Annotated in this window: 23 protein-coding genes; 20 read left to right on the top strand and 3 right to left on the bottom strand. The window is 45.1% G+C overall.

Features of this window, described 5'->3' with window-relative positions:
* Positions 1-116: 116 nt before the first annotated feature.
* The 8 genes from HMPREF9446_RS09675 to HMPREF9446_RS09645 all read left to right on the top strand — a co-directional run bounded on the left by HMPREF9446_RS09675 (position 117) and on the right by HMPREF9446_RS09645 (position 7,690).
* Positions 117-695 carry a YceD family protein gene (locus HMPREF9446_RS09675; RefSeq protein WP_009125438.1) on the top strand — a complete coding sequence of 193 codons (579 nt, stop codon included), beginning with the start codon at positions 117-119 and terminating at the stop codon, positions 693-695.
* Positions 696-707: 12 nt separating this feature from the next.
* The gene (rpmF, locus tag HMPREF9446_RS18310; RefSeq protein ID WP_004296852.1) at positions 708-893 is read left to right on the top strand and encodes a 50S ribosomal protein L32; all 186 of its coding nucleotides are present in this window, start codon (positions 708-710) and stop codon (positions 891-893) included.
* A 124-nt stretch (positions 894-1,017) separates the two neighbouring features.
* A complete protein-coding gene (locus HMPREF9446_RS09670) occupies positions 1,018-2,022 on the top strand; it encodes a beta-ketoacyl-ACP synthase III (RefSeq protein ID WP_009125436.1) in 1,005 nt (334 codons plus the stop codon).
* A 117-nt stretch (positions 2,023-2,139) separates the two neighbouring features.
* Positions 2,140-3,021 (top strand): GTPase Era, encoded by an 882-nt coding sequence (gene era, locus HMPREF9446_RS09665; protein WP_039968984.1) that lies wholly within the window; start codon positions 2,140-2,142, stop codon positions 3,019-3,021.
* A 48-nt stretch (positions 3,022-3,069) separates the two neighbouring features.
* Complete coding sequence (der, locus tag HMPREF9446_RS09660) at positions 3,070-4,383, top strand: ribosome biogenesis GTPase Der (RefSeq protein WP_009125434.1); 1,314 nt, start codon at positions 3,070-3,072, stop codon at positions 4,381-4,383.
* Positions 4,384-4,452: 69 nt separating this feature from the next.
* A complete protein-coding gene (locus HMPREF9446_RS09655) occupies positions 4,453-4,653 on the top strand; it encodes a hypothetical protein (protein WP_009125433.1) in 201 nt (66 codons plus the stop codon).
* Between the two features lie 284 nt (positions 4,654-4,937).
* Complete coding sequence (locus HMPREF9446_RS09650) at positions 4,938-7,031, top strand: tetratricopeptide repeat-containing sensor histidine kinase (protein ID WP_245532267.1); 2,094 nt, start codon at positions 4,938-4,940, stop codon at positions 7,029-7,031.
* Positions 7,032-7,036: 5 nt separating this feature from the next.
* The gene (locus HMPREF9446_RS09645) at positions 7,037-7,690 is read left to right on the top strand and encodes a response regulator (RefSeq protein ID WP_009125431.1); all 654 of its coding nucleotides are present in this window, start codon (positions 7,037-7,039) and stop codon (positions 7,688-7,690) included.
* 230 nt (positions 7,691-7,920) lie between these two features.
* Here the strand turns inward: HMPREF9446_RS09645 and HMPREF9446_RS09640 are convergent, their stop codons facing one another.
* Positions 7,921-8,691: an ABC transporter ATP-binding protein gene (locus HMPREF9446_RS09640; protein ID WP_009125430.1), complete on the bottom strand. Its 771-nt coding sequence runs from the start codon at positions 8,689-8,691 to the stop codon at positions 7,921-7,923.
* 81 nt (positions 8,692-8,772) lie between these two features.
* Entirely contained in the window at positions 8,773-9,516 is a 744-nt protein-coding gene (locus HMPREF9446_RS09635; protein WP_039968982.1) for an MlaE family ABC transporter permease, read from the bottom strand.
* A 75-nt stretch (positions 9,517-9,591) separates the two neighbouring features.
* Here HMPREF9446_RS09635 and lptB point away from each other — a divergent pair, with 75 nt between their 5' ends.
* Complete coding sequence (lptB, locus tag HMPREF9446_RS09630; protein ID WP_009125428.1) at positions 9,592-10,347, top strand: LPS export ABC transporter ATP-binding protein; 756 nt, start codon at positions 9,592-9,594, stop codon at positions 10,345-10,347.
* Positions 10,348-10,454: 107 nt separating this feature from the next.
* Here lptB and HMPREF9446_RS09625 read toward each other — a convergent pair whose 3' ends face one another.
* Positions 10,455-10,703, bottom strand: a complete 249-nt coding sequence (locus tag HMPREF9446_RS09625) for an RNA recognition motif domain-containing protein (RefSeq protein ID WP_009125427.1) — start codon at positions 10,701-10,703, stop codon at positions 10,455-10,457.
* Positions 10,704-11,349: 646 nt separating this feature from the next.
* Here HMPREF9446_RS09625 and tig point away from each other — a divergent pair.
* The 11 genes from tig (at position 11,350) to mutL (ending at position 26,718) form a co-directional block, all read left to right on the top strand.
* A complete protein-coding gene (gene tig / locus HMPREF9446_RS09620) occupies positions 11,350-12,705 on the top strand; it encodes a trigger factor (RefSeq protein ID WP_009125426.1) in 1,356 nt (451 codons plus the stop codon).
* 133 nt (positions 12,706-12,838) lie between these two features.
* Positions 12,839-13,501 carry an ATP-dependent Clp endopeptidase proteolytic subunit ClpP gene (gene clpP, locus HMPREF9446_RS09615; RefSeq protein WP_009125425.1) on the top strand — a complete coding sequence of 221 codons (663 nt, stop codon included), beginning with the start codon at positions 12,839-12,841 and terminating at the stop codon, positions 13,499-13,501.
* Between the two features lie 2 nt (positions 13,502-13,503).
* On the top strand, positions 13,504-14,748 hold the full coding sequence (clpX, locus tag HMPREF9446_RS09610) for an ATP-dependent Clp protease ATP-binding subunit ClpX (RefSeq protein ID WP_009125424.1): 1,245 nt from the start codon (positions 13,504-13,506) through the stop codon (positions 14,746-14,748).
* 173 nt (positions 14,749-14,921) lie between these two features.
* Positions 14,922-17,105: a DNA helicase RecQ gene (recQ, locus tag HMPREF9446_RS09605; protein ID WP_009125423.1), complete on the top strand. Its 2,184-nt coding sequence runs from the start codon at positions 14,922-14,924 to the stop codon at positions 17,103-17,105.
* Between the two features lie 189 nt (positions 17,106-17,294).
* Positions 17,295-18,770 carry an IMP dehydrogenase gene (guaB, locus tag HMPREF9446_RS09600; RefSeq protein WP_009125422.1) on the top strand — a complete coding sequence of 492 codons (1,476 nt, stop codon included), beginning with the start codon at positions 17,295-17,297 and terminating at the stop codon, positions 18,768-18,770.
* A 118-nt stretch (positions 18,771-18,888) separates the two neighbouring features.
* The gene (locus HMPREF9446_RS09595) at positions 18,889-20,448 is read left to right on the top strand and encodes a peptidylprolyl isomerase (protein WP_039968981.1); all 1,560 of its coding nucleotides are present in this window, start codon (positions 18,889-18,891) and stop codon (positions 20,446-20,448) included.
* Positions 20,449-20,505: 57 nt separating this feature from the next.
* Positions 20,506-21,348 (top strand): peptidylprolyl isomerase, encoded by an 843-nt coding sequence (locus tag HMPREF9446_RS09590; RefSeq protein ID WP_009125420.1) that lies wholly within the window; start codon positions 20,506-20,508, stop codon positions 21,346-21,348.
* A 15-nt stretch (positions 21,349-21,363) separates the two neighbouring features.
* The gene (locus tag HMPREF9446_RS09585) at positions 21,364-22,731 is read left to right on the top strand and encodes a peptidylprolyl isomerase (protein ID WP_009125419.1); all 1,368 of its coding nucleotides are present in this window, start codon (positions 21,364-21,366) and stop codon (positions 22,729-22,731) included.
* 27 nt (positions 22,732-22,758) lie between these two features.
* On the top strand, positions 22,759-24,480 hold the full coding sequence (locus HMPREF9446_RS09580) for an OstA-like protein (protein WP_009125418.1): 1,722 nt from the start codon (positions 22,759-22,761) through the stop codon (positions 24,478-24,480).
* 4 nt (positions 24,481-24,484) lie between these two features.
* Complete coding sequence (locus tag HMPREF9446_RS09575) at positions 24,485-24,775, top strand: hypothetical protein (RefSeq protein ID WP_009125417.1); 291 nt, start codon at positions 24,485-24,487, stop codon at positions 24,773-24,775.
* A 20-nt stretch (positions 24,776-24,795) separates the two neighbouring features.
* Positions 24,796-26,718, top strand: a complete 1,923-nt coding sequence (gene mutL, locus HMPREF9446_RS09570; RefSeq protein ID WP_009125416.1) for a DNA mismatch repair endonuclease MutL — start codon at positions 24,796-24,798, stop codon at positions 26,716-26,718.
* Positions 26,719-26,827: the final 109 nt, after the last annotated feature.

Below are 26,827 nucleotides of genomic sequence, written 5' to 3'. Positions count from 1 at the left end.
TCCCTTACCGCGCCTGGAATGAGAAATCAATATAAAAAAGTGAATATTTTACCCTAAATACTACATAATGAGGATAATTATTCGTATCTTTGTCGCCCGAATAAATAAAAGAAGCTTTGGGAAAGTTTGATAAATACAAGATAGATTTGAAAGGTATGCAGGCAGACTCATGCAAATATGAGTTTGTTCTTGATAACCTTTTCTTTGCTGACATTGATGCTCCGGAAGTTCAGAAGGGCAAAGTCAATGTGGGATTAGTTGTAAAGAAAACATCTCGTGCTTTCGAATTGAATTTCCAGACGGACGGGATGGTATGGGTACCTTGTGACCGCTGTTTGGATGATATGGAACAGCCGGTCAGTTCAACTGACAAGCTGCTGGTCAAGTTCGGTCATGAATATGCCGAAGAAGGTGACAATCTGATCGTTATTCCTGAAGAGGAAGGAGAGATCAACGTTGCATGGTTCATGTATGAGTTTATTGCATTGGCTATCCCCATGAAGCATGTACATGCTCCCGGTAAGTGTAATAAGGCTATGAGCAGTAAGCTGAGCAAACATTTGCGTACGACTCCTGACGATGAAATGGCAGAAGATTCTTTTGCCCCTGAAGAGGTTGGATTGATGAATGAAGAAACAGAAACGCCGGTGGATCCGCGTTGGGACGAATTAAAGAAAATATTAGATAACAATTAAACATTAAAGAAAATGGCACATCCTAAGAGAAGACAGTCAAGTACGAGACAAGCTAAGAGAAGAACTCATGACAAGGCAGTAGCTCCTACATTGGCTATTTGCCCGAACTGCGGTGAATGGCATGTATATCATACTGTATGTGGAGCATGTGGCTACTACAGAGGTAAGCTTGCAATCGAAAAAGAAGCTGCCGTTTAATAGCAGGCGGTTTGACTAAAACTTATACTTGAATATCGGGCGTCTAAAAAGATTTGTGAATGGAATGAACAAACCTTTTTAGACTACCGTTGTTTAAGTATTTCTATACGAAAATAAGATTTTAATGGAAAAAATAAATGCAGTAATTACAGGAGTCGGTGGATATGTACCTGATTACGTCTTGACAAACGACGAAATCTCGAAAATGGTGGATACCAATGACGAATGGATTATGACCCGTATCGGAGTAAAGGAAAGACACATCCTGAATGAGGAAGGCTTGGGTACCTCGTATATGGCGCGCAAAGCGGCTAAACAGTTGATGCAGCGTACGGGGGCCAATCCCGATGATATTGATTTGGTGATTGTATCTACTTCCACTCCGGATTATCAATTTCCCTCTATCGCGTCTATCCTGTGCGACAAGCTTGGTTTGAAGCATGCTTTTGCATACGACTTATCCGCCGCTTGTTGTGGTTTTCTCTTTTTGATGGAAACTGCCGCGAACTTTATCCGTTCGGGAAGATACAAGAAGGTGATTATAGTAGGTGCGGACAAGATGTCGTCGATTGTGAATTATAGCGACCGTGCCACTTGCCCGATTTTCGGTGACGGAGCCGCGGCCTTTATGATGGAGCCTACTACGGAAGAGGTAGGGGTTATGGATGCAATCTTGAGAACGGATGGCAAGGGGCTGCCTTTCCTCCATCTGAAAGCCGGAGGGTCGGTTTGTCCTCCTTCTTATTTCACGGTGGACAACCACATGCACTATCTCTATCAGGAGGGACGTACGGTATTCAAATATGCCGTGTCCAACATGTCGGATGTCAGCGCCGCGATTGCAGAGAAGAATGGTTTGACCAAGGAGACGATTGACTGGGTGGTTCCGCATCAGGCAAATCTCCGCATCATTGATGCCGTGGCACATCGCTTGGAAGTTCCTCATGAAAAAGTGCTGATCAACATCGAACGTTATGGCAACACAAGTGCCGGCACGCTTCCGCTTTGTATCTGGGATTTTGAGGAGAAACTGAAGAAAGGCGATAATCTTATCTTTACGGCATTCGGCGCCGGATTTACCTGGGGAGCTGTTTACGTGAAGTGGGGGTACGACGGAAAAAAGCACTGACAATTTAATGGCGGATATTGAATCGCGGATTAAATTCAGCTGAATACATAAATATAAAGAAACGCATCCTATTTCGATTCGATGCGTTTTTTTGTCTCAATCCAAATATGTAAAGTTATGCACAAAGCAGGTTTTGTAAATATTGTAGGGAATCCCAATGTAGGCAAGTCCACATTGATGAATGCCCTGGTAGGCGAGCGTATTTCCATTGCTACCTTCAAGGCTCAGACTACACGCCATCGGATTATGGGAATCTATAATACGGACGATATGCAAATTGTATTCTCGGATACTCCGGGCGTGCTGAAACCAAACTACAAGTTGCAGGAGTCCATGCTGAATTTTTCTACTTCGGCATTGGCGGATGCGGACGTCTTGCTGTATGTGACCGATGTGGTTGAGACTCCCGACAAGCATAATGATTTTGTGGAAAAAGTGGCCCGCATGGAGGTGCCGGTATTGTTGCTTGTCAACAAAATAGACCTGAGCAATCAGGAAAAGCTGGTGGAGCTGGTGGAAGCATGGAAGGAATTGTTGCCGAAAGCGGAAATTATCCCTATTTCAGCGGCAACCAAGTTCAACGTGGACTATGTGATGAAACGGGTAAAAGAACTTTTGCCGGACTCTCCCCCTTATTTTGACAAGGACCAGTGGACTGACAAGCCGGCGCGTTTCTTCGTTACGGAAATCATTCGCGAAAAGATTCTATTGTACTATGACAAGGAGATTCCTTATTCGGTAGAGGTCTCGGTGGAACAGTTTAAGGAAGAGGCGAAGAAAATACATGTCAGCGCCGTAATTTATGTAGAGCGTGATTCGCAAAAGGGTATCATCATCGGCAAGCAGGGAAAGGCTTTGAAAAAAGTGGCCACCGAGGCGCGCCGTGATTTGGAGAAGTTCTTCGGAAAAACGATTTTTCTGGAGACATTCGTGAAAGTTGATAAGGATTGGCGCAGCTCGGACAAGGAGTTGCGTAATTTTGGTTATCAGCTGGATTAAGAGTTATTCATACGACTGGGATAGTCGCAAAAACAAAGAGTGTGAACTATGGGAAATTTAGTTGCAATCGTAGGACGCCCCAATGTGGGAAAGTCTACGCTGTTTAACCGTCTGACTAAATCACGTCAGGCGATTGTGAATGAAGAGGCAGGGACCACGCGTGACCGGCAGTACGGAAAGACTGAATGGCTGGGGCGTGAGTTTTCGGTAGTGGATACCGGTGGTTGGGTAGTGAATTCCGACGACATTTTCGAGGAGGAGATACGGAAACAAGTTTTGATGGCCGTTGATGAAGCTGATGTGATTCTGTTTGTTGTCGATGTGATGAATGGAGTGACTGACCTTGATTTGCAGGTAGCTGCCATATTGCGTCGTGCCAAGAAGCCGGTGTTGCTGATTGCCAACAAGACCGACAATAACGAGCTGCAGTACAATGCTCCGGAGTTTTATAAACTCGGATTGGGAGACCCTTATTGCATTTCGGCCGTGACCGGTAGTGGCACGGGGGATATGATGGATCTGATCGTGGGCAGCTTCAAGAAGGAATCGGAAGAGATCCTGGATGAAGACATTCCCCGCTTTGCGGTCGTGGGACGTCCGAACGCAGGTAAATCTTCTATTGTGAACGCTTTTATCGGGGAAGACCGCAATATTGTGACGGAGATAGCGGGAACTACACGGGATTCTATCTATACCCGCTATAATAAGTTCGGCTTTGACTTTTATCTGGTAGATACGGCGGGTATCCGAAAGAAGAACAAAGTGAGCGAGGATTTGGAATATTATTCTGTCATCCGTTCTATCCGTTCCATTGAGAATTCGGATGTGTGTATCTTGATGTTGGATGCCACCAGAGGTATTGAAAGCCAGGATTTGAATATATTCTCTTTGATTCAGAAAAATTCCAAAGGACTGGTCGTGGTCGTCAATAAGTGGGATCTGGTGCAGGATAAGACGGTCAAAGTGATGAAGACTTTTGAGGATGCCATCCGTAACCGTTTCGCTCCGTTTGTGGATTTTCCCATTATCTTCGCTTCGGCATTGACAAAGCAACGCATCTTGAAGGTGTTGGAAGAAGCGCGCAGCGTATATGAAAACCGTATGACCCGCATTCCCACCGCTCGCTTGAATGAAGAAATGCTTCCGTTGATCGAAGCCTATCCGCCTCCTGCGATCAAAGGTAAATATATCAAGATAAAATACATTACACAGTTGCCCAATACACAAGTTCCTTCGTTTGTTTATTTCGCCAATCTTCCGCAATATGTAAAGGAACCATATCGTCGTTTCCTTGAAAATAAGATGCGCGAAAAGTGGAATTTGACCGGAACGCCGATAAATATATATATACGGCAGAAGTAAGATAATATAGAATTACTTATTTAGAATAGAGTATTATGAAAAAATGTATTTTGTTTTTGTGCATGTGCTATGACTTATGCCAGTGAAGTAAAGGATACTAAAAAATCAGGGACAGGAAAGAAGGTGAATAGTGCTATAGATAATCCTTCTTCTTATTATAAGCGGCGAACTTTGCAAAAACAAAGCAATGATTCTATCGCAATAACCCAACGAAAAATTCGGCTTAATAAAGATGGATTAAATCCATTTGCGAAAATAATTAAGAAATAACAAGACTGTAGGTAAAGCATATATTGCATGTTACTTTATGAAAAGGATGTCCTGAAAGGGAACATCCTTTTTGTTTTGGAGCGAGATATGATAAAATTATTAATATTTTATTAATATATGGAGCGTTGGGAAAAATTTGCTTATTTTTGTTCGCATACTTAATGAATGTGTATATGGGATTGAAAAAAACAATTTATATATCTGTAGTATTACTTTTCATTCAGGGAATTGTGTTAGCCCAAGAAAATAATGAATTGTCGGAATTGCGTCATAAAGCTGCTAAAGTGAAAGATTTAGATGCTTATTGTGAAGTATGCAAGTATCTTTATGAAATGGGGAGTGGAGCTGATTTACTTTTGATTTATGCCGATTCTATTCGTCAATTAGCTATTCGTGATAAATCCTTGGACTGTTTTCTGGAAAGTTATAATTGGAGCAGTGAAGCTTATTTCATGAAAGGAGATTTTTCAAAAGGATTTAGTTTAAAGTACAAGACTCTTGTGTTGGCTGAGAATGCTCGGAGAATAGGTGATGCACTAATCCTTTGTAGCGATATAGGATATTATTATAATGTATGTGCCCGCTATGACTCAGCTCGATATTACTTTAACAAAGGGATGCAGTTGGCGGAAAAGACTCCTCTTTTGGCGGATAGATATAGGACAATGCTTACTAATTATGCAAGTTCTTATTTATTTGAGGGAAAAATGGATTCGGCGTTAGTATATACACTCCAAGCAAAAGAGCGTTCGGCTGCTGATAAAGATACCGCTATGCTGATAGAAAATCTGAATCAACTGGGGACCATTTATCGTCGGCAAAAGAATTTGGAAAAGTGTATCAGTAGTTTCGAGAATGCTCTTCATCTTTGTGAAGCCCAGAATAATTTCAGGACGGCTGCGTATATCTATGGCAACATCGCTACTGCTTATTGTGACTGGAAACGTCCGAAGGATGCAATCCCTTTTTCGGAAAAAGCTGTGGAGTATGCATTGAAACTGGGTAATCATCAGATGATTGGTGTTTGTTACGTCAATCTTGGAGCCATCATGTGTAATATTTCCGGCAGGAGGGAAGAAGGGATAGCTGTTCTGCAAAAGGCAATCCCTATTCTGGAGGAAGTGAATAACAGGAGGCGTCTCTGCGAGGTATATAGTTATCTGATAAATGCGTATCGGCAGAATGGGCAACAGAAAGCCGCAATGGATTATTTGGGCAAACTCGATAAGTTGGCTCATGAGCTGAAGACGGATGTGGAACATTATCGTTATTATAAATCAAAAGCTCCTTTGTTGCAGATGGGTGGGCGGTATGCCGAAGCCACGGATTATTATCTCCGGATGATAAATATGTTAGAGAACGGGTATCGCGACCCGATGGACTATGAACATTATATGCGTCTTGCAGAATGTTACCGGGCATTGCGTAAGGATGCTGCGGCATACGATTGTCTGTACAAAGCCTACGCCTTGCGTGATTCGTCATTTCATTTTGAATATACGGAGCAGTTGTCCGACTATTCAGTGAAATATCATACGAAAGAGAAGGAACTGGAGATCATCCGTTTAAGAAAGAATGAATTGGAGCGGGAAGCAGAGTTGTTGAAGCGGCGTATCATATTCGGTTCTGTGCTTGCTTTGCTTGTTATTGTAATGCTTTTCATGCTGTATATACGTCTGCGGCAGCAAGTCCGTATAGCGAGACTGGCTAAAATAGCAAGCGAGAAAGAACAGCAATTCCTGGTATTGCAGAAAGATACGGAACAACGTCTGACGCGTAAGTATATAGATGGCCTGGAGAGTGAACGGCAGCGCATGGCGACGGAGCTGCATGATGACGTATGCAATAGTCTGCTGGCTCTTGAGATGAATGTATGTTCATTGCCCGAGGTGAAGGACGGAAGGATGGATGGACAGTTGAAGCAGCTTGAAACGATCCGGCAGCGGCTGAGAAATATGTCGCATGAACTGATGCCTCCGGCTTTCCAATATGCTACCATTGATGAGATGCTGTCCGATTATGTATTGCATCTGACCTTGCCGGAGGGGATGAAGGCGGAATATTCTTCAACGGAAGGGGTGGATTGGCATAAGATTCCCCAGAAGGTAGGATTTGAATTTTATCGTATTGTGCAGGAAGCAGTCAGTAATGCCTTGAAATATTCGGCAGCGTCCTGTATCCGGGTGAGACTTGAGTGGAAGGACGGATTGCTTTCGGTCCTGATTGCGGACGACGGCAGAGGGTTTGAACCGAATAAAAAGACAAATGGTGTCGGATTGCGTACCTTGCTGCAACGTGCGGATGCCGTTGGTGCCAAGGTGGAACTTGATAGTGGAATAGGGAATGGAGTTCAAGTGAAAGTAACCGTTTTAGTATAATAGCTATGGAAAAAGGGGGAAAAGCAGAAATGTTGGTGGTAGATGACCACAGCTTGATATTGGAAGGCATTTGCAGGCTGGTAAGCAAGATGCCGGAGGTGGCAGTGGTCGATGCCGTTACTTCCGGTGTGGAAGCTGCCGGGCTGATTGCCAAGCGTGATTATGATTTGTATATATTGGATGTAAGGATGCCGGACATCTCCGGTTTCGATCTGATCGCCCGGATCAGGGAGGTGAATGAGCATGCGCGGATTATTGTCAATACGATGCATGAGGAAGTATGGATTATAAACCGGTTGGCGCAGAGTGGTGTAAATGCTGTAATTCTGAAAAGCTCGACTGCCTCCGAACTGGTGAATGCCATACATGCCGTACTGCGGGGAGAGCCGTATGCTTGTCCTCGTTTTACTTCCATTTACCAGAAGTTGCGCCGCTCTTCATCTGAATTGCAGCCGAGAGACGTTCCGACACGGCGTGAACGGGATGTCCTGCAGGCTGTAGCCAAAGGGATGAATACCCATGAAATAGCTGATTTATTAAAAATATCAGAAAATACTGTAGAAACTTTTCGTAGAAGGTTGATTTCGAAGTTCGGAGCAAAAAATGCGATAGATATGGTGTTGAAGGCTATTTCTCAAGGTTGGGTTATTGTTGAATAATTCATAAAAATGACATTTGTCATGGTTTTCCGTGATTTTTTTATTGAACGCTTTTGTGTAACTTTGTCCCGTAATTGAAATTGTACTTTACACTTTTATGTGAAGTTGTGGGGACAATCAAAATATATCGTGATGATATAAGTCAATTCTATTAACTGGTTTTATGAGGATGAGGTGTCCGGAATACTGTTCCGGACACCTTTTCTCGATTATAATAATGGCAGGATTTCTTATCCCTCTATATTCTGTATCTCCACTTCTTTTACCTTACGGAAAAGCTCGGATGCAAAGATAAAATTGTTCAGACGTTCATTGGTGGAGGTGAAGATATCGTCTTTGCTGCCTTCCCATTCCTTGTGCCCTTGGTAGATGTAGATGATTTTTTCACCGATGCCCATCACTGAATTCATGTCGTGGGTGTTGATGAGTGTAGTCATGTTGTATTCGCGGGTAATATCCTGTATCAGTTCGTCAATAACGAGCGAGGTCTTGGGATCCAGGCCGGAATTAGGCTCATCGCAGAACAAGTATTGGGGGTTCAAGGCTATGGCGCGGGCTATGGCGACGCGTTTCTGCATGCCTCCGCTGATCTCCCCCGGGAACTTGTCCTTGGCTTCAACCAGGTTGACACGTTCCAGGCAGAACATGGCACGACGGGTACGGTCCCGTAGAGTGTCGTTGCTGAACATATTCAAGGGAAACATGACATTGTCAAATACGGTCATGGAGTCAAAGAGTGCGGCGCTCTGGAAAATCATCCCCATCTCACGGCGCAATGCTTTCTTTTCCTTTTTGCCCATGGCAAGGAAATTACGGTTGTCATACAGCAGCTCTCCTTTCTCCGGTACCAGCAGCCCGACAATACATTTCATGAGTACGGTTTTTCCCGAACCACTTTGGCCGATAATGAGGTTTGTCTTCCCGTTTTCAAAAGTGGCGTTGATATCTTTCAGTACTTCTTTCTCTTCAAATGACTTACAAAGTCCTTTTAGTTCAATCATTTTGATTCTTGTGATTTAGCCACGCTCAAAACATTTCCAATATGAATCTCAGCGCATGGTGGTGATTATGATTTGCTGTTTTCATCCCATCAGCAATTGTGTCAGTATCAGGTCGGAAAACAGGATGAGCACGCTGCTGCACACAACGGAGTCTGTGGATGCCTTGCCCACTTCTATGGAACCGCCTTCTACCGTGTAGCCGAAAAAGGCCGAAACGCTGGCTATGATAAAAGCAAAAAACAGTGATTTGATGATGCCGCACCAGATGAACCATTCCACAAACATGTATTGTAAACCGTATTCCAGATCGACTGCCGACATGATGCCGCCGAACCAGCAAGTGCAGAAAGCACCGATGATGCCGGCGAATATACTGAACGTTACCATCAGCGGAATGGTGGTCACCATGGCTGATATCTTGGGCAATATCAAATAGTTGGCGGAGTTGACTCCCATGATTTCAAGGGCGTCTATCTGCTGGGTTACCCGCATGGTGCCTAATTCGGAGGCGATATTGGAGCCTACTTTTCCGGCCAATATCAGGCACATGATGGAAGAGGAGAACTCCAGAAGCATGATTTCACGGGTGACGTATCCCACTGTCCAACGGGGCATAAAGGGACTTTCGATGTTCAGCTTGATTTGTATGGTAATGACGGCTCCGATGAAAAATGATATCAGGAGTACGATACCGATGGAGTTCACGCCAAGCTGTTCCATTTCATTGATGTATTGGCGGAAGAACATACGCATGCGCTCGGGGCGGGCAAACACACGCCCCATCAGCATTATATATCTTCCCACTGTTTTAAGTGCTTTTATCATAACTCGTAAGTATTTGACTGCAAATGTACTCATTTCAGCTTATTTTTGCTACATTTGCGGCAAAATAAAGCAAGTATGGAAGAAAGCAAAATGGTACTCCGCACGGAAGATCTGGTGAAAAAGTACGGGAAACGTACCGTGGTAAGCCATGTCTCCATCAACGTGAAGCAGGGTGAGATTGTGGGGTTGTTGGGGCCGAACGGTGCCGGTAAGACGACTTCGTTCTACATGACCGTGGGGCTGATCACTCCGAACGAGGGGCGTATCTTCTTGGATGATTTGGATATAACGAAGTATCCGGTATATAAACGTGCGCAGACTGGTATCGGCTATTTGGCACAGGAAGCGTCTGTGTTCCGCCAGATGAGTGTGGAAGATAATATAGCCTCGGTACTGGAGATGACGGACAAGCCGTTGGAATATCAAAAGGACAAATTGGAAAGTCTGATTGCGGAGTTTCGCTTGCAAAAGGTAAGAAAGAATAAAGGAAATCAGTTGTCCGGTGGCGAACGGCGCCGTACGGAGATTGCGCGCTGTCTTGCCATCGACCCTAAATTCATTATGCTTGATGAGCCGTTTGCCGGTGTGGATCCCATTGCTGTGGAGGATATCCAGCAGATTGTGTGGAAACTGAAAGACCGTAATATCGGCATTCTGATAACCGACCATAACGTACAGGAAACATTGAGCATTACGGACCGGGCATATCTGCTGTTCGAAGGAAAAATTTTATTCCAGGGCACTCCGGAAGAATTGGCGGAAAACAAGATCGTGCGCGAGAAGTATTTGAGCAATAGTTTTGTGCTCCGCAGAAAGGATTTTATGGTATGAAGCGGAAAGCCGGCCGGTTGATAGGTCCTGCTTTCCTCCCGTGTATGGATATAAAAAAGACCGCCTCAAGCGGTCTTTTTTTTATATCTCCTTAAATCAATATATGATTAGAACTTGGGAGGTCTTGCTTCTTTAACTACCATTTGGCGTCCGAAGAATTCGGCTCCATCCAGTTCAGCGATAGCTTTGGCTGCAGCAGCGGCGTCTTCCATTTCAACGAATGCAATGCCTCTAAAACGCTTCGTTTCGCGGTCGTTAATGAATTTGATAGAAGTTACAGTACCATAATCTTCCATGACCTTCTGCAGGTCTTCTTCCTTAACACGGTAGTTAAGGTTTCCAACATAAATGTTCATAATGAAAAATGTAAAATAAATAAATGAATAAAACTCTCTTGGAAATCATGGCTGAATAATAACAAGGATCACAACGACAGAGAGTTTACAAAAACGTTCTTAAAACGGAAGTAAAAACCATGTAATGGAAATCGAGAAACTAATGCGCCATCATTCCGCGACAAAGAAACATATAATATTCGGATAAACAATATTTTTCCTTAAATATTTTAGAACCTGTTTTGATTTAGCTTCATTTTCTCGGAGAACCTAAGGCAAGGGAATAATGGAAATACCGTATGCCCCTGCAGGCAAGTACTTCTTGCGAACATTCCGGAAAGCTACTGAAAAGACTTTTGAAGCTAAGACTAAAAGTTGGAGGAGTTAAGTGAAAACTCTGTTCGCAGTGCGCGAACGGATATTCAAAGCTTGCGAACATGTATTCGCGGCTTGCGAACGGATATTCAAAGGCTTTGAACAGATTTCTTTCACTCGAAAACCAATTCCCCTCGCAGGGTCTTTATGATGATGCAGTTTCTTGGCCTGCCTTTAGGTGTATGCTTGAAATAATTCGGCAATGTTTTTTGATATTTGAAAGAATAACGCTAATTTTGCACGCTCATTTGAGAAGTGGAATAAAGTATAAATCAAATAAATAATTGTCAGAATGAACGTTTCATTACAAAACATTGACAAAGTAAGTGCATTGCTTACTGTAAAGCTTGAGAAAGCAGACTATCAGGAAAAGGTAGATAAATCTTTAAAGAGTTTCCGCCAGAAGGCACAGATTCCCGGTTTCCGCAAGGGAATGGTTCCTATGAGCCTCGTTAAGAAAATGTATGGTAAATCCGTAGTAGCTGAAGAAGTTAACAAACTGCTTTCAGAATCCGTATATAATTACATCCAGGATAATAAGATCAATATGCTTGGTGAGCCGTTGCCTAACGAAGACAAGCAGCCGGAAATTGATTTCGATACCATGGAAGAATTTGAATTCCTGTTTGATATCGCTTTGGCTCCTGAATTCAAGGCAGAGGTTTCTGCCGATGATAAGGTGGCTTATTATACGATCGAGGTGACCGACGATATGGTTGAAAACCAGGTCAAGGCTTATACGCAACGTACAGGTAAGTATGATAAGGTAGATGTTTACGAAGACAATGACATGTTGAAAGGTCTGCTTGCCGAGTTGGATGAAGAAGGTAATACCAAAGAAGGCGGTATCCAGGTAGAGGGTGCCGTAATGATGCCGTCGTACATGAAAAACGATGAGCAGAAAGCTGTTTTCAACGGCGCGAAGGTTAATGACGTACTCGTATTCAACCCCAGTACGGCTTGGGACGGTAACGCTGCGGAACTGGCTTCATTGTTGAAGATCGAAAAGGAAGCGGCCGAACAGATGAAATCAAACTTCAGTTTCCAGGTGGAAGAGGTTACCCGCTTCGTTGCCGGTGAGCTGAACCAGGAAATCTTCGACCAAGTGTTCGGTGAAGGTGCAGTGAAGAGTGAGGAAGAATTCCGCGCTAAGATAAAAGAGAATATTGCCGCTCAGTTTGTTGTTGACAGTGATTATAAGTTCTTGATTGATACGCGCAAGGTTATGATGGAAAAAGTGGGCAAGCTGGAATTCCCGGATGCACTGCTGAAACGCATCATGCGCTTGAACAACCCGGACAAGGATGAAAAGTTTGTAGATGACAACTATGACAAGAGCATCGAAGAACTGACTTGGCATCTGATCAAGGAACAGCTGGTGAAAGCTAACGACATCAAAGTTGAACAGGAAGATGTCACGAATATGGCTAAGGAAGCTACACGTGCGCAGTTTGCACAGTATGGCATGATGAGCATTCCCGACGACATCCTGGAAAACTATGCTAAAGAGATGTTGAAGAAGAAAGAATCTGTCGAAGGTTTGGTAAACCGTGCGGTCGAGACTAAGTTGGCTGCCGCGTTGAAGCCTCAAGTGACATTGGAAAATAAAAACGTTTCATTGGAAGAGTTCAACAAAATGTTTGAATAAGATTTTATTGGAAAATAGTTGATTTTATAAAGAAACACAGAGTTTGACAAACTATAACTCTGTGTTTTTTTGTGTCTCTGTGTTCTTTTTTGTTTCTTTGCATTCATAATATAAAACTAAAACAGAAATAAGAATGGATGATTTCAGAAAATACGCTACCAAGCATTTAGGCATGAACGGCTTGGTGCTGGACGATGTGATCAAGTCACAAGCCGGGTATTTAAATCCTTATATCTTGGAAGAACGCCAGCTTAATGTTACACAGCTGGATGTGTTCTCCCGTCTGATGATGGACCGCATCATTTTCCTTGGTACACAGATTGATGATTATACAGCCAATACGTTGCAGGCGCAGCTGTTGTATCTGGATTCCGTTGATCCGGGCAAGGATATCTCTATCTACATTAACTCGCCCGGTGGTTCGGTATATGCCGGATTGGGCATTTACGACACGATGCAGTTCATCAGCAGCGACGTGGCTACCATCTGTACCGGTATGGCTGCCAGTATGGCTGCCGTGCTGCTGGTGGCAGGAGCCGAAGGCAAGCGTTCTGCTTTGACTCATTCCCGCGTCATGATTCATCAGCCGATGGGCGGTGCGCAGGGGCAGGCTTCGGATATCGAGATTACAGCACGCGAAATCCAGAAGTTGAAGAAGGAACTTTATACGATTATCGCCAACCATTCTCATACGGACTTTGACAAAGTGTGGGCCGACTCTGACCGTGATTATTGGATGACTGCCCAGGAAGCCAAAGAATATGGTATGGTAGATGAAGTATTGATTAAAAAATAAATATGGCAGAATCAAGAAAAAATAAAAACAGATGCAGCTTTTGCGGACGCTCTGAAGATGAAGTCGGTTTTCTCATTACGGGAATGAACGGCTACATCTGTGACAGTTGTGCTACCCAGGCATACGAGATTACTCAGGAGGCCTTGGGGGGCGCCAAAAAAGGAAGTGCCACAAAACTAAATCTGAAAGAACTCCCTAAACCTGTAGAAATCAAAGGGTTTCTCGACCAGTATGTCATCGGGCAGGATGATGCCAAACGTTTCCTGTCCGTATCGGTCTATAATCATTATAAGCGGCTGCTACAGAAAGAAGGCGGTGACGATGTGGAGATCGAAAAGTCCAACATCATCATGGTGGGCAGTACCGGCACGGGCAAAACCTTGTTGGCGCGGACCATTGCGAAATTGCTTCATGTGCCTTTTACCATTGTGGACGCAACCGTGTTGACAGAGGCCGGGTATGTAGGCGAGGATATTGAAAGTATCTTGACCCGTTTGTTGCAGGTGGCAGATTATAATGTACCCGAGGCGGAACAAGGCATTGTATTTATCGATGAAATAGATAAGATAGCCCGTAAAGGCGACAATCCTTCCATCACCCGTGACGTGAGCGGTGAAGGCGTGCAGCAGGGATTGCTGAAATTACTGGAAGGTTCCGTTGTAAACGTGCCCCCGCAAGGTGGCCGTAAGCATCCGGACCAAAAGATGATTCCGGTAAACACCAAGAATATCTTGTTTATTTGTGGCGGTGCTTTCGATGGTATTGAGAAGAAAATAGCCCAGCGTCTGAATACTCATGTGGTAGGATATAGCGCAGCGCGCAATACGGCTGTCATAGACAAGAACAATCTGATGCAATATATAGCTCCGCAAGATTTGAAGTCTTTCGGACTGATACCCGAAATTATCGGGCGCCTTCCGGTATTGACTTACTTGAATCCATTGGATCGTACTGCATTGCGTGCCATCTTGACCGAACCGAAAAATTCCATTATAAAGCAATATGTCAAATTGTTTGAGATGGATAATGTGAAGCTGGATTTTGAAGATGCCGTATTCGAATATATCGTAGATAAAGCGATTGAATACAAGTTGGGTGCCCGCGGTTTACGCTCCATTGTGGAGACAATTATGATGGATGCGATGTTCGAAATCCCGTCAGAGCACAAAGACAGTTTTGTGGTGACGTTGGATTATGCGCGGCGACAACTTGAAAAAGCAAATTTGGCGAGACTTCAAAGTGCTTAGAATCAATAGGTAATACGTAGTGAGACTGACTTTTTTGCTTTTTATTGAAAAATATTAGGCGGATTATGCTTGAAATTTAAGAAGTTGTTTATAACTTTGTTAGGGTTCTTCATAAGAAAAAGTGCCGGGTGGCACTTTAAAAGATAACTCTATAAACAACAACCTAATGAATCATGGCAGGGAAGAAAACTAATTTGACAGACCAGCTGAAGAAATACTTCGGGTTCGATACATTTAAGGGAAATCAGGAAGCAATTATCCAAAACCTGTTGGATGGAAACGATACTTTTGTGTTGATGCCTACAGGAGGAGGCAAGTCATTGTGCTACCAGTTGCCTTCTTTATTGATGGAAGGAACGGGTATCGTAATCTCTCCCTTGATTGCTCTGATGAAAAACCAGGTCGATGCGATGCGTAACTTCAGTGAAGACGACGGCATTGCGCATTTCATCAATTCTTCTCTGAACAAGAGCGCGATAGACCAGGTTAAGTCTGATATTCTCAGCGGCAAGACAAAACTGCTTTATGTAGCTCCCGAGTCGCTGACGAAAGAAGAGAATGTCGAGTTCCTCAAAACAGTGAAAATTTCTTTCTATGCCGTAGATGAAGCTCACTGTATTTCTGAATGGGGACATGATTTCCGTCCGGAATACCGCCGTATCCGTCCTATTATCAATGAAATCGGGAAAGCCCCGTTGATAGCGTTGACTGCGACCGCCACTCCTAAAGTACAGCATGATATCCAGAAAAACCTGGGCATGGTGGAAGCACAGGTGTTCAAGTCATCGTTCAACCGTCCTAACCTCTATTATGAGGTACGCCCTAAAACAGCTAACGTGGATAGGGACATCATCAAGTTCATCAAGAATAATCCGGAGAAGTCGGGTATCATCTATTGCTTGAGCCGGAAGAAAGTGGAGGAACTTGCCGAGATTCTGCAGGCCAATGGCATCAATGCCCGTGCCTATCATGCCGGAATGGATTCGGCCACACGGACACAGAACCAGGATGACTTCCTGATGGAAAAGATAGATGTGATTGTGGCTACCATTGCTTTCGGTATGGGAATAGACAAGCCTGACGTACGTTATGTAATCCATTATGATATCCCTAAAAGTCTGGAAGGATATTATCAGGAGACCGGACGTGCCGGCAGAGATGGGGGAGAAGGACAGTGTATTACTTTCTATACTAACAAGGACTTGCAGAAACTTGAAAAGTTTATGCAGGGCAAGCCTGTCGCAGAGCAGGAAATAGGCAAGCAGCTTCTGCTGGAAACCGCTGCGTATGCCGAATCTTCCGTATGCCGTAGGAAGGCATTGCTTCATTATTTCGGTGAAGAATATACGGAAGAGAATTGTGGTAATTGTGACAACTGTTTAAATCCAAAGAAACAAGTGGAAGCTCAGGAATTATTGTGTACCGTGATTGAGGCAATCCTCGCGGTGAAAGAGAATTTTAAAGCGGACTATATTATAGACATAATACAAGGTAAAGAAACTTCAGAAGTACAGGCTCATCTGCATGAGGATCTCGAGGTGTTCGGATCTGGTATGGGTGAAGAAGACAAAACATGGAATGCCGTTATCCGTCAGGCGCTTATAGCCGGGTATCTGAGTAAAGATGTTGAAAACTATGGTTTGCTGAAAGTAACGGATGCTGGAAAGAAGTTCCTCAAACACCCGAAGTCATTCAAGATTGTGGAAGACAATGACTTTGAAGAAGTGGAAGAGGAGGCACCGGCACGTGGAGGCGGAGCTTGTGCGGTTGACCCTGCGTTGTACTCCATGTTGAAAGATTTGCGTAAGAAACTGTCCAAGAAGCTGGAAGTCCCTCCATACGTGATATTCCAGGATCCTTCCCTGGAAGCCATGGCAACCATTTATCCGGTGACGCTGGATGAGTTGCAGAATATTCCGGGAGTCGGAGCCGGCAAGGCAAAGCGCTATGGCGAGGAATTCTGCAAGTTGATTAAACGTCATTGTGAAGAAAATGAGATTGAACGTCCGGAAGACTTGCGCGTGCGTACCGTAGCCAATAAATCCAAAATGAAAGTAGCCATTATCCAGGCTGTTGACCGTAAGGTTGCGTTGGATGACATCGCCATGTCGAAAGGCATAGAATTTGAGGAGCTGCTGGATGAAATAGAGGCCATTGTCTATTCGGGAACCAAGCTGAATATTGATTATTTCCTGGAAGATATTATGGATGAAGACCACATGCTCGATATCTATGACTATTTCAAAGAATCTACTACGGACAAGATTGACGATGCATTGGATGAATTGGGTGATGACTTCACCGAAGAGGAAGTGCGTCTGGTACGTATCAAGTTCATTTCAGAAATGGCAAACTAAAAAAGAACGAATTTATAGATGGATAGCCCGGATCTGTGTTTCATAGGTCCGGGCTGTCTGTTATAGCTCCCTAAAGGGTTGTAGAGAGGAAAAATGTGATTCCTGCATTAAAAAAACGGCAGTTAGTATATTCTGTTTTGAATAAAAAACCGTATATTTGCACGCAATAAAATTTAAACGCATAGCCCTATGTCATTTATTGCTGATAAGATTGTAATGGATGGGTTGACGTACGATGACGTATTGTTGATTCCCGCTTATTCTGAAGTCTTGCCTAAAACAGTCGAACTCTCGACTAAGTTTTCACGAAACATCGAGTTGAAAATACCGTTTGTAACAGCTGCCATGGACACGGTTACTGAAGCGAAGATGGCGATTGCCATTGCTCGTGAAGGTGGTATCGGCGTCATTCACAAGAACATGTCCATTGAAGAACAGGCACGTCAGGTCGCTATAGTAAAACGTGCTGAAAACGGTATGATTTACGATCCGGTAACGATCAAGAGAGGTTCTACAGTTGCTGATGCGCTGGCATTGATGGCTGAGTACAAGATTGGTGGTATTCCGGTGGTAGATGATGAAAAGTATCTGGTGGGTATCGTTACTAATCGTGACCTGCGTTTTGAGAAAGACATGGACAAACGCATCGACGAGGTGATGACCAAGGACAATATCATTACCACGAATCCTACTACGGACATGGAAGCTGTTTCGCAGATCTTGCAGGAGCATAGGATCGAGAAATTGCCGGTGGTAGATAAGGAAAACAAGCTGGTGGGCTTGATAACCTACAAGGATATCACGAAGGCGAAAGACAAGCCGATGGCTTGCAAGGATGCCAAGGGACGTTTGCGTGTAGCTGCCGGTGTAGGTGTGACGGCTGATACACTTGACCGTATGCAGGCTTTGGTAGATGCAGGGGCCGATGCGATTGTAATTGATACGGCGCATGGACATTCCATGTACGTCATTGAAAAGCTGAAAGAAGCCAAAAAGCGTTTTCCGGATATTGATATCGTAGTAGGAAACATAGCTACAGGCGAGGCTGCAAAGGCGTTGGTGGAAGCCGGTGCCGACGGAGTGAAAGTCGGTATCGGTCCGGGTTCTATTTGTACTACCCGCGTTGTTGCCGGTGTAGGCGTTCCGCAGTTGTCTGCCGTATATGATGTGGCAAAAGCCTTGAAAGGAACCGGAATCCCCTTGATTGCAGACGGTGGCTTGCGCTATTCCGGTGATGTTGTGAAGGCTTTGGCGGCCGGTGGTTGCTGTGTGATGATCGGCTCATTGGTTGCCGGAACGGAAGAATCTCCGGGTGAAACAATTATTTTCAATGGCCGTAAGTTCAAGTCCTATCGTGGTATGGGCTCTTTGGAGGCTATGGAGCACGGTTCAAAGGACCGTTATTTCCAAAGCGGAACGAGCGATGTGAAAAAACTGGTGCCGGAAGGTATTGCAGCCCGTGTTCCTTATAAAGGAACTTTGTATGAAGTGATCTATCAGTTGGTAGGTGGCCTGCGTGCCGGTATGGGATATTGTGGCGCTGCGAATATCGAGAGACTGCATGATGCTAAATTTACCCGTATCACGAATGCAGGTGTGCTGGAAAGCCATCCGCATGATGTAGCTATCACCAGTGAAGCTCCGAATTACAGCCGTCCCGAATAAGGATATTGACTGATAAAATATATATGCCCGGAAAGAATGGATTGCTTTTCGGGCATTTTTGTATCTTTGGCGTCTGATAAGGGAATCTTTTTCCAATTATGATTTTATGCAGTCCAAAATGATGACTATGGTAAAGAGTGGCTTGGCGATTCTGTTTTTGCTGTCCGGTCTGGCGGTTATTGCCCAGCCGGATCCAGTGTTGATGCGTATCAACGGGAAAGAAGTGTTCCGTTCCGAGTTTGAGTATGCCTGCCGGCAGAATGGTAAGTTGGCGGATGGGGTACGGAAGCAACGGCAAGATCTTTTGGATTGGTTCGTCAATTTCAAGCTTAAAGTTGCGGAAGCAGAGGCGGCCGGGTTGGATACGGCAGAGGTTTTTCGGAGCAGACTGGACAGTTGCCGCCGTCAGTTGGTAAAGTCTTATTTGACGGATGAAGAAACAAATGAACGGGTTGCACGCAGGTTTTATGATAAAATGAAGTCCGGCCGACGCGCAGGACAGGTGCGTGTCAGTCATATTTATAAATCTCTTCCCCAGAATATCTCCGGTTATACGCTTCGGAAGGTGGAGGCGAAAATGGATTCAATCTATGAATCACTTGGAAAGGGAGCGACAGCCGCTGCCTTTGATGCCTATGTGAAGGACTTTTCGGATGACAAGACGACATTCTGGGTGAGGTGGCTGCAAATGCCGGCAGAGTTTGAAGAGGTGGCTTTTGATTTGCAGCCCGGTGAGATATCGCGTCCTTTTTTCACTCCGCAAGGCATCCATATTGTAAAGGTACTTGAAAGGAAGGCGGTACCCCCGTTTGATGAGGTAAAGGAAGAGATGATACGTTGCCGGACACGCCGTCATGGAATGGATAAGGGAACAGAGGCTTTGGTTGAAAAACTGAAGCAGGAATATCATTATACGCCTGACCGGGCGGGAATGGAAGAGCTGATGTCGAAGGGGCAGACCGGGCGAACATTGTTTACGCTGGGCGGACGATCCTATACCGGAAAAGAGTTTGCCCGTTTTGCCGCGGCGCATCCTGAAGGCATACAACGCCAACTGAATGGATTTGTCATGAAATCGGTATTGGATTACGAAAACAATCACTTGGAACGGAAATATCCGGTTTTTCGTTTGTTGATGCAGAAGTACCGGGAGGATATGCTGTTCAATGAAATCAGTAACCGGGAAGTCTGGGGACGTAGCAAGACGGACGAGGCAGGCTTGAAGGGCTATTTTGAGGATCACCGTCAGAATTATCATTGGGAAGCACCCCGTTATAAGGGGATTGTATTGCATTGTACGTCCAAACGTGTGTCAAAGCAGGTACGCAAATTCTTGAAGGGGTTACCGGAAAATGAATGGCTGGATGCCATCCGGTTGACTTTTAATGTGGGAGATACTCCTAAAGTGCAGGCAGAACAGGGATTGTTTGCGCGTGGTGATAATGCGTATGTGGATGATTTGGTGTTCAAAGGCAAGGAACCGGCTCCGGTAATGTCATTCCCTTTTACTGCTGTTCTCGGCAAGAAAGTGAAAGGTCCGGAGGACTATCGTGAAGTGGGCGGACAGCTTGTTACCGATTATCAGAACTACCTAGAACAACGTTGGATAGCGAAATTACGTGCTGCCGGTAAGGTTGAAATTAACCAAGAGGTTTTAAAAACCGTTAATTATCACTGATGCAACCAATTAAAGCACTATCTTCGTACCTTAAAATAAAGTAAATATCAATTGGCGATGCGAACAACTTGCTTCCTGCTTTTCATAACTCTTCTCTGCACGGCGTGTAGCGAACGGCACGACCATAAGGGACAAACGCCGTTGGTGGAGCTGGATGGCAGTTTTTTGTACCGGGAAGATTTGCAGGCAGTGCTTCCTGCCGGGTTGTCAAAGGATGACAGTCTGTTGTTTGCAGAACACTATATCCGCAATTGGGTGGAGGATATATTGCTGTATGACAAGGCGCAGAGTAATATTCCCAATAGTGGTGAGATTGATAGACTTGTGGAAAATTATCGCAAGGCATTGATAATGCATACCTACCAGCAGGCTCTCATACACCAGCAGCTATCAGAGGAGATTTCAGAACAGGACTTGACAGATTATTACGAAAAGAACCAGGCGCTTTTTAAAGTGGAGCGTCCGTTGATGAAAGGGTTGTTCATCAAGGTTCCTTTGACGGCGCCCCAGTTGGCTAATGTCCGGCGTTGGTACAAGACCGAAACGCAGGAGGCTGTGGAACATCTCGAAAAATACAGTTTGCAGAACGCGGTGAAATACGAGTATTTCTACGATAAATGGGTCACTGTATCGGAAGTTCTGGACCTGATGCCTTTGAAAGTGCCCGATGTGGATGACTATCTGGACAAGAACCGCCATGTGGAATTGAAAGATACGGCCTTTTGCTATTTCTTGAATGTGAGTGATTACCGCAGGATGGGAGAGGAGGAACCGTACGAGTTTGCCCGTACTCAAGTAAAAGACATGCTGCTGAATGTAAGGCAGGTGGAATTCATGAAGCAGGTAAAGGACGATTTATACCGGCGGGCTGTGAAAAGAGACAAGATTAAATATTATTAGTATAAGATACCAAGAATGAAAAAGTGCATGAACTTTAAGTTTGTAGTTTTATTTGCCTTGACGTTATTAGCCGGTTCTACCGTTTATGGACAAGACAACGTGATTGACGAGGTAGTTTGGGTAGTAGGCGACGAGGCTATATTGAAGTCCGAAGTAGAAGAGGCGCGTATGAGCGCCTTGTTCGATGGACGTAAGTTTGACCGTGACCCTTATTGTGTGATACCGGAAGAAATAGCTGTGCAGAAGTTGTTTCTCCATCAGGCGGCACTCGATAGTATTGAGGTTTCAGAAAATGAAGTTATCCAGCGTGTGGACTATATGACGAACATGTATATTGCCAATATCGGTTCACGCGAGAAGATGGAGGAGTATTTTAACAAGACTTCCAGTCAGATTCGGGAGACATTGCGTGAGAATGCCCGTGAAGGTCTGAAGGTACAGAAGATGCAGCAGAAGCTGGTAGGGGAAATAAAAGTCACTCCTGCTGAGGTGCGCCGCTATTTCAAGAATCGCCCTCAGGACAGTATTCCCTATATACCTACACAGGTAGAGGTGCAGATTATCACCCTGCAACCGAAGATTCCTTTGGAGGAGATTGAAGACGTGAAGAAGCGCCTGCGCGAATATACCGACCGTATCAATAAGGGGGAGAGTTTTTCCATGTTGGCGCGTATGTATTCGGAAGATCGCGGCTCGGCTATGCGTGGTGGCGAAATCGAATTCTCGGGACGTGGAATGTTGGATCCGGCTTATGCAAACGTAGCTTTCAATTTGCAGGATCCCAACAAAGTGTCGAAGATTGTAGAGTCTGAATACGGCTTTCATATCATCCAGTTGATCGAGAAACGCGGTGACCGTATCAAGACGCGTCACATCTTGTTGAAACCTCATGTGCCGGAGGAAGCACTGACGGCGGCCAATGCGCGCCTGGACTCCATTGCCGATGATATCCGCAACAATAAGTTCAGCTTTGAGGAAGCGGCTTCCGTACTTTCACAGGATAAGGATACGCGTAATAATCACGGACTTCTGCCGAATCCCAACAACAATACTTCCAAGTTTGAGATGCAGGAACTGCCGCCCGAAATCGCAAAGGTTGTAGATAAGATGAAAGTCGGTGAGATTTCCGAGGCATTCACCATGATTCCGCAAAAAACCGGTAAAGAGGAATGCGTCATCGTGAAATTGAAAAGCCGTACCAACGGCCATAAGGCTACGATTGCCGACGACTATCAGAATCTGAAAGAAATTGTATTGGAAAAACGTCGTGATGAGGTGTTGGACAAGTGGATCCGTGAGAAACAAAAACACACTTACGTACGCATCAAGGACGAGTGGAAGAAAAACTGTACATTCAAGTATCCGGGCTGGGTTAAGGAATAACCTGGCGGGAGTTACATAGAATTTTGTATGCAAAAGAAAAATACAAGAATGAGTTTTCTGAACAGGCATAGGTACCTACTTGCGGGTATTCTATGCCTGTTTGGCATGTGTCTGCTGAGTGCCCAGGACAAGAAGGCAAATCCCGGGGCGCCGGGGAAAAAGGATTCGGTGGCGGTGGGGCAGCAGAAAGCCGATACGTCCGGAAAGAAAAAGACACGTGTTGACCTGCTGTATGCCGATGAGGCGCAGGCAGACAAACAATTACGTCCGGATGTACAGGTGCTGATCGGTTCGGTAAGGCTGAAGCATGACAGTATGTATATGTTCTGCGACAGTGCCCTGATTTATGAAAAGATCAATTCGGTGGAGGCCTTCGGCAACGTGCGTATGGAGCAAGGTGACACTTTGTTTATCTACGGTGATTACTTGTATTACGACGGTATGTCCCAATTGGCGATGTTGCGCGAGAATGTACGTATGATCAACCGTAACACGGTACTGACTACCGACAGTTTGAACTATGACCGTCTGTATAATTTGGGGTATTATTTTGAAGGCGGTATGCTGACGGACGAGGACAATGTATTGACTTCGGAATGGGGGGAATACAGTCCTACTACCAAGCTGGCGGTATTCAACCATGAGGTAAAGCTGGTCAATCCCCAGTTTGTGCTGACGTCGGATACGTTGAAGTACAGTACTGAATCGAAGATAGCTACCATATTAGGGCCTTCAGACATTGTGAGTGACAAGAATCATATCTATTCCGAACGTGGTGAGTACAATACCGCTACCGGGCAGGCTGAATTACTTGACCGTTCCGTATTGACCAACGAAGGCAAGAAACTGACCGGCGACAGCCTTTTTTATGACCGTAACCTAGGATATGGCGAAGCTTTCAACGATGTCCGGATGAACGACACTGTCAACAGGAATATGCTGACAGGGGATTATTGCTTCTATAATGAACTTACCGGCAACGCTTTGGCAACCATACGTGCCGTGGCGATAGACTATTCGCAAGGCGACAGCCTCTTTATGCATGGTGATACCTTGCGGTTGGTTACTTACAATCTGAATACGGATTCCATGTATCGCGAAATGCGTGTCTATCATAAGGTACGTGCCTATCGGACGGATATTCAGGCTGTATGCGACTCATTGGTCTATAACTCAAAAGATTCCTGTATGACCATGTATTATGATCCCATCCTGTGGCATGGCAGCCAGCAATTGTTGGGTGAGGAGGTCAAGGTCTATATGAATGACAGCACTATCGACTGGGCACATATCATCAATCAGGCTTTGGCCGTGGAGCAGAAGGACAGCGTCCATTATAACCAGGTGACCGGCAAAGAGATGAAAGGTTTCTTTGTCGATGGAGATATGCGCCGGGTGGAAGTGAATGGAAATGTACTGGTGGTATTCTATCCGGTGGAGGAGAAAGACAGTTCCTTGATTATGATGGATTATACCGAAGGCAGTTTCCTGAAGATGCTTTTGAAAGACAGAAAGATGGAACAGGGCACGTTTGTCGGTAAGACCAATGGGGTAGCTTATCCCTTGGACCAGATTCCGGCAGATAAGTACAGGTTGCCTTCTTTTGTATGGTTTGACTATATCCGCCCGTCGAGCAAGGAAGATATCTTTAACTGGAGGGGCAAGAAAGCCGGTGAAGCCTTGCAGAAGAGCGACCGGAAACCTGTGGCTTCACCAAGGAATATGCATATAAAACGTAATAACAAGTAGCGCTATGGGAATGTTTACAATGCGGAAACCGCGTAGTTTTAATCACCGTTATATCTATGTGGATGAGCGGAAGGAAAAATTGGCGAAGATGGAAGAAAAAGCCAAGCGTGACCTGGGGATGTTGCCCGAAAAAGAATTCTCGCCCGAGGATATACGAGGCAAGTTCATAGAAGGAACTACTCACTTAAAGCGCCGCAAGGAGAGCGGACGCAGGCCGATGCACTTGGGAATAATTCTTGTGGTCATTGCTGTGCTGGCTTATCTGTGGTATGCTATCAGTAGCGGAATTATCTAATTCAAAATTCAAAACTTATCATGAGCGACATTATTCATTTGCTGCCCGATTCGGTTGCCAATCAGATTGCTGCCGGAGAGGTGATACAGCGTCCGGCATCTGTGATTAAGGAATTGGTTGAAAATGCAATTGATGCCGAGGCGCAGGAAATTCATGTTTTGGTTACTGACGCGGGGAAAACCTGCATTCAGGTGATTGATGACGGTAAGGGCATGTCGGAAACGGACGCCCGCCTTTCCTTTGAACGCCATGCTACTTCAAAGATACGCGAAGCTACTGATTTGTTCGCCTTACGTACGATGGGCTTTCGCGGAGAAGCCTTGGCCTCCATTGCGGCAGTGGCGGAGGTGGAGCTGAAGACACGTCCCGCCAATGAAGAATTGGGCACCCGTTTGCTGATTGCCGGTTCCAAAGTGGAGAGCCAGGAAGCTGTCTCTTGTCCCAAAGGAAGCAATTTCTCCGTGAAGAACCTGTTCTTCAATGTTCCTGCCCGCCGCAAGTTTCTGAAAGCAAACTCTACGGAGCTGAGCAATATCCTGAATGAGTTTGAACGTATTGCGCTGGTCCATCCCGAAGTAGCCTTTTATCTTTATAGCAATGATACGGAGCTGTTCAATCTTCCGGTAATGCCTTTGCGCCAGCGCATTATGGCGGTGTTTGGCAAGAAGTTGAACCAGCAGCTGCTTTCCGTGGAGGTGAACACCACTATGGTGAAGGTAACGGGCTTTGTTGCCAAACCGGAGACTGCCCGCAAGAAAGGTGCCCATCAATACTTTTTCGTCAACGGACGTTACATGCGGCATCCATACTTTCATAAAGCGGTGATGGATGCATACGAGCAGCTTGTACCGGTTGGCGAACAGGTTTCCTACTTCATTTATTTTGAGGTGGATCCTGCTAACATTGACGTGAATATACATCCTACAAAAACAGAAATAAAGTTTGAGAATGAGCAGGCCATCTGGCAGATCTTGTCTGCCGCGGTGAAAGAGACGCTGGGGCGTTTCAACGCTGTGCCTACCATTGACTTCGATACGGAGGACATGCCGGATATCCCGGCTTTTGAGCAGACTCGTCCGATAGAACCGCCGAAGGTGCACTATAACACGGATTTCAATCCTTTTAAAACCTCTTCGGCTTCCTCTTATGGAGGAGGTGGAAGTTACTCCCGCCCGAAGGTGGAATGGGAGGGGCTTTATTCCGGTGTTGAAAAAGCCAGCAAGTTGAATGGCCCCATGGAGGAAGAGCCTCCTATAGAGGAGGCTTGGACCATTTCCGATACCTCCCAGGAAGTAGCTGATGAAGGCAGGGAACCTTATCTTGAGGAGGCGGGCCGGGCTACCGCTTCCCTTTATGGAAATGAGCCTGTCATGGAAATGGGAGCCCAGCATCTACAATTCAAGGGACGTTTTATTCTCACTTCCGTCAAATCCGGTCTGATGCTGATTGACCAGCACCGTGCGCATATACGTGTACTGTTCGACCGTTATATAAGCCAGATCCGTCAGAAACAGGGAGTGTCGCAAGGTGTGCTGTTCCCTGAAATCGTGCAGTTGCCGGCCTCTGAAGCGGCTGTGCTGGAAAGTATTCTGGACGATTTGGCGGCAGTGGGGTTCGACCTTAGTCCGTTGGGAGGCGGCAGTTATGCCATCAATGGTATCCCTTCCGGCATAGAAGGATTGAATCCGGTAGATTTGATCCGGAATATGGTGCATACCGCCATGGAAAAGGGGAATGACGTAAAAGAGGAGATACAGACTATTCTTGCGTTGACGCTGGCACGTGCGGCAGCCATTGTTTACGGGCAGGTCTTGAGCAATGATGAGATGTCCAGCCTGGTAGATAACTTGTTTGCCTGCCCTTCTCCCAATTATACTCCGGACGGACGTACCGTGTTGACTACAATCAAGGAAGAGGATATTGAAAAGCTCTTCAGCAAGTAATTTCCCATCCTTTTTTTGACTCCTTCATGGCGGAATGTCAAAGCTCAAATTTTGAAAATATGAACTTGTAATTTGAGCATATTAAAAGACTAAAGAAAGGGTCGTATCA

Origin of the sequence: Bacteroides fluxus YIT 12057, assembly GCF_000195635.1 — a bacterium.
Classification (GTDB): domain Bacteria; phylum Bacteroidota; class Bacteroidia; order Bacteroidales; family Bacteroidaceae; genus Bacteroides; species Bacteroides fluxus.
Note: the sequence above shows the minus strand (reverse complement) of the source record. Positions and strands in the feature narration are given on the sequence as shown.

Excerpts from the sequence above, each read along its gene's own strand:
- rpmF (WP_004296852.1), top strand. The coding sequence starts at position 708 with ATGGCACATCCTAAGAGAAGACAGTCAAGTACGAGACAAGCTAAGAGA.
- HMPREF9446_RS09670 (WP_009125436.1), top strand. The coding sequence starts at position 1,018 with ATGGAAAAAATAAATGCAGTAATTACAGGAGTCGGTGGATATGTACCT.
- era (WP_039968984.1), top strand. The coding sequence starts at position 2,140 with ATGCACAAAGCAGGTTTTGTAAATATTGTAGGGAATCCCAATGTAGGC.
- der (WP_009125434.1), top strand. The coding sequence starts at position 3,070 with ATGGGAAATTTAGTTGCAATCGTAGGACGCCCCAATGTGGGAAAGTCT.
- HMPREF9446_RS09655 (WP_009125433.1), top strand. The coding sequence starts at position 4,453 with ATGACTTATGCCAGTGAAGTAAAGGATACTAAAAAATCAGGGACAGGA.
- HMPREF9446_RS09645 (WP_009125431.1), top strand. The coding sequence starts at position 7,037 with ATGGAAAAAGGGGGAAAAGCAGAAATGTTGGTGGTAGATGACCACAGC.
- HMPREF9446_RS09640 (WP_009125430.1), bottom strand. The coding sequence starts at position 8,691 with ATGATTGAACTAAAAGGACTTTGTAAGTCATTTGAAGAGAAAGAAGTA.
- HMPREF9446_RS09635 (WP_039968982.1), bottom strand. The coding sequence starts at position 9,516 with ATGATAAAAGCACTTAAAACAGTGGGAAGATATATAATGCTGATGGGG.
- lptB (WP_009125428.1), top strand. The coding sequence starts at position 9,592 with ATGGAAGAAAGCAAAATGGTACTCCGCACGGAAGATCTGGTGAAAAAG.
- HMPREF9446_RS09625 (WP_009125427.1), bottom strand. The coding sequence starts at position 10,703 with ATGAACATTTATGTTGGAAACCTTAACTACCGTGTTAAGGAAGAAGAC.
- tig (WP_009125426.1), top strand. The coding sequence starts at position 11,350 with ATGAACGTTTCATTACAAAACATTGACAAAGTAAGTGCATTGCTTACT.
- clpP (WP_009125425.1), top strand. The coding sequence starts at position 12,839 with ATGGATGATTTCAGAAAATACGCTACCAAGCATTTAGGCATGAACGGC.
- clpX (WP_009125424.1), top strand. The coding sequence starts at position 13,504 with ATGGCAGAATCAAGAAAAAATAAAAACAGATGCAGCTTTTGCGGACGC.
- recQ (WP_009125423.1), top strand. The coding sequence starts at position 14,922 with ATGGCAGGGAAGAAAACTAATTTGACAGACCAGCTGAAGAAATACTTC.
- guaB (WP_009125422.1), top strand. The coding sequence starts at position 17,295 with ATGTCATTTATTGCTGATAAGATTGTAATGGATGGGTTGACGTACGAT.
- HMPREF9446_RS09595 (WP_039968981.1), top strand. The coding sequence starts at position 18,889 with ATGATGACTATGGTAAAGAGTGGCTTGGCGATTCTGTTTTTGCTGTCC.
- HMPREF9446_RS09590 (WP_009125420.1), top strand. The coding sequence starts at position 20,506 with ATGCGAACAACTTGCTTCCTGCTTTTCATAACTCTTCTCTGCACGGCG.
- HMPREF9446_RS09585 (WP_009125419.1), top strand. The coding sequence starts at position 21,364 with ATGAAAAAGTGCATGAACTTTAAGTTTGTAGTTTTATTTGCCTTGACG.
- HMPREF9446_RS09580 (WP_009125418.1), top strand. The coding sequence starts at position 22,759 with ATGCAAAAGAAAAATACAAGAATGAGTTTTCTGAACAGGCATAGGTAC.
- HMPREF9446_RS09575 (WP_009125417.1), top strand. The coding sequence starts at position 24,485 with ATGGGAATGTTTACAATGCGGAAACCGCGTAGTTTTAATCACCGTTAT.
- mutL (WP_009125416.1), top strand. The coding sequence starts at position 24,796 with ATGAGCGACATTATTCATTTGCTGCCCGATTCGGTTGCCAATCAGATT.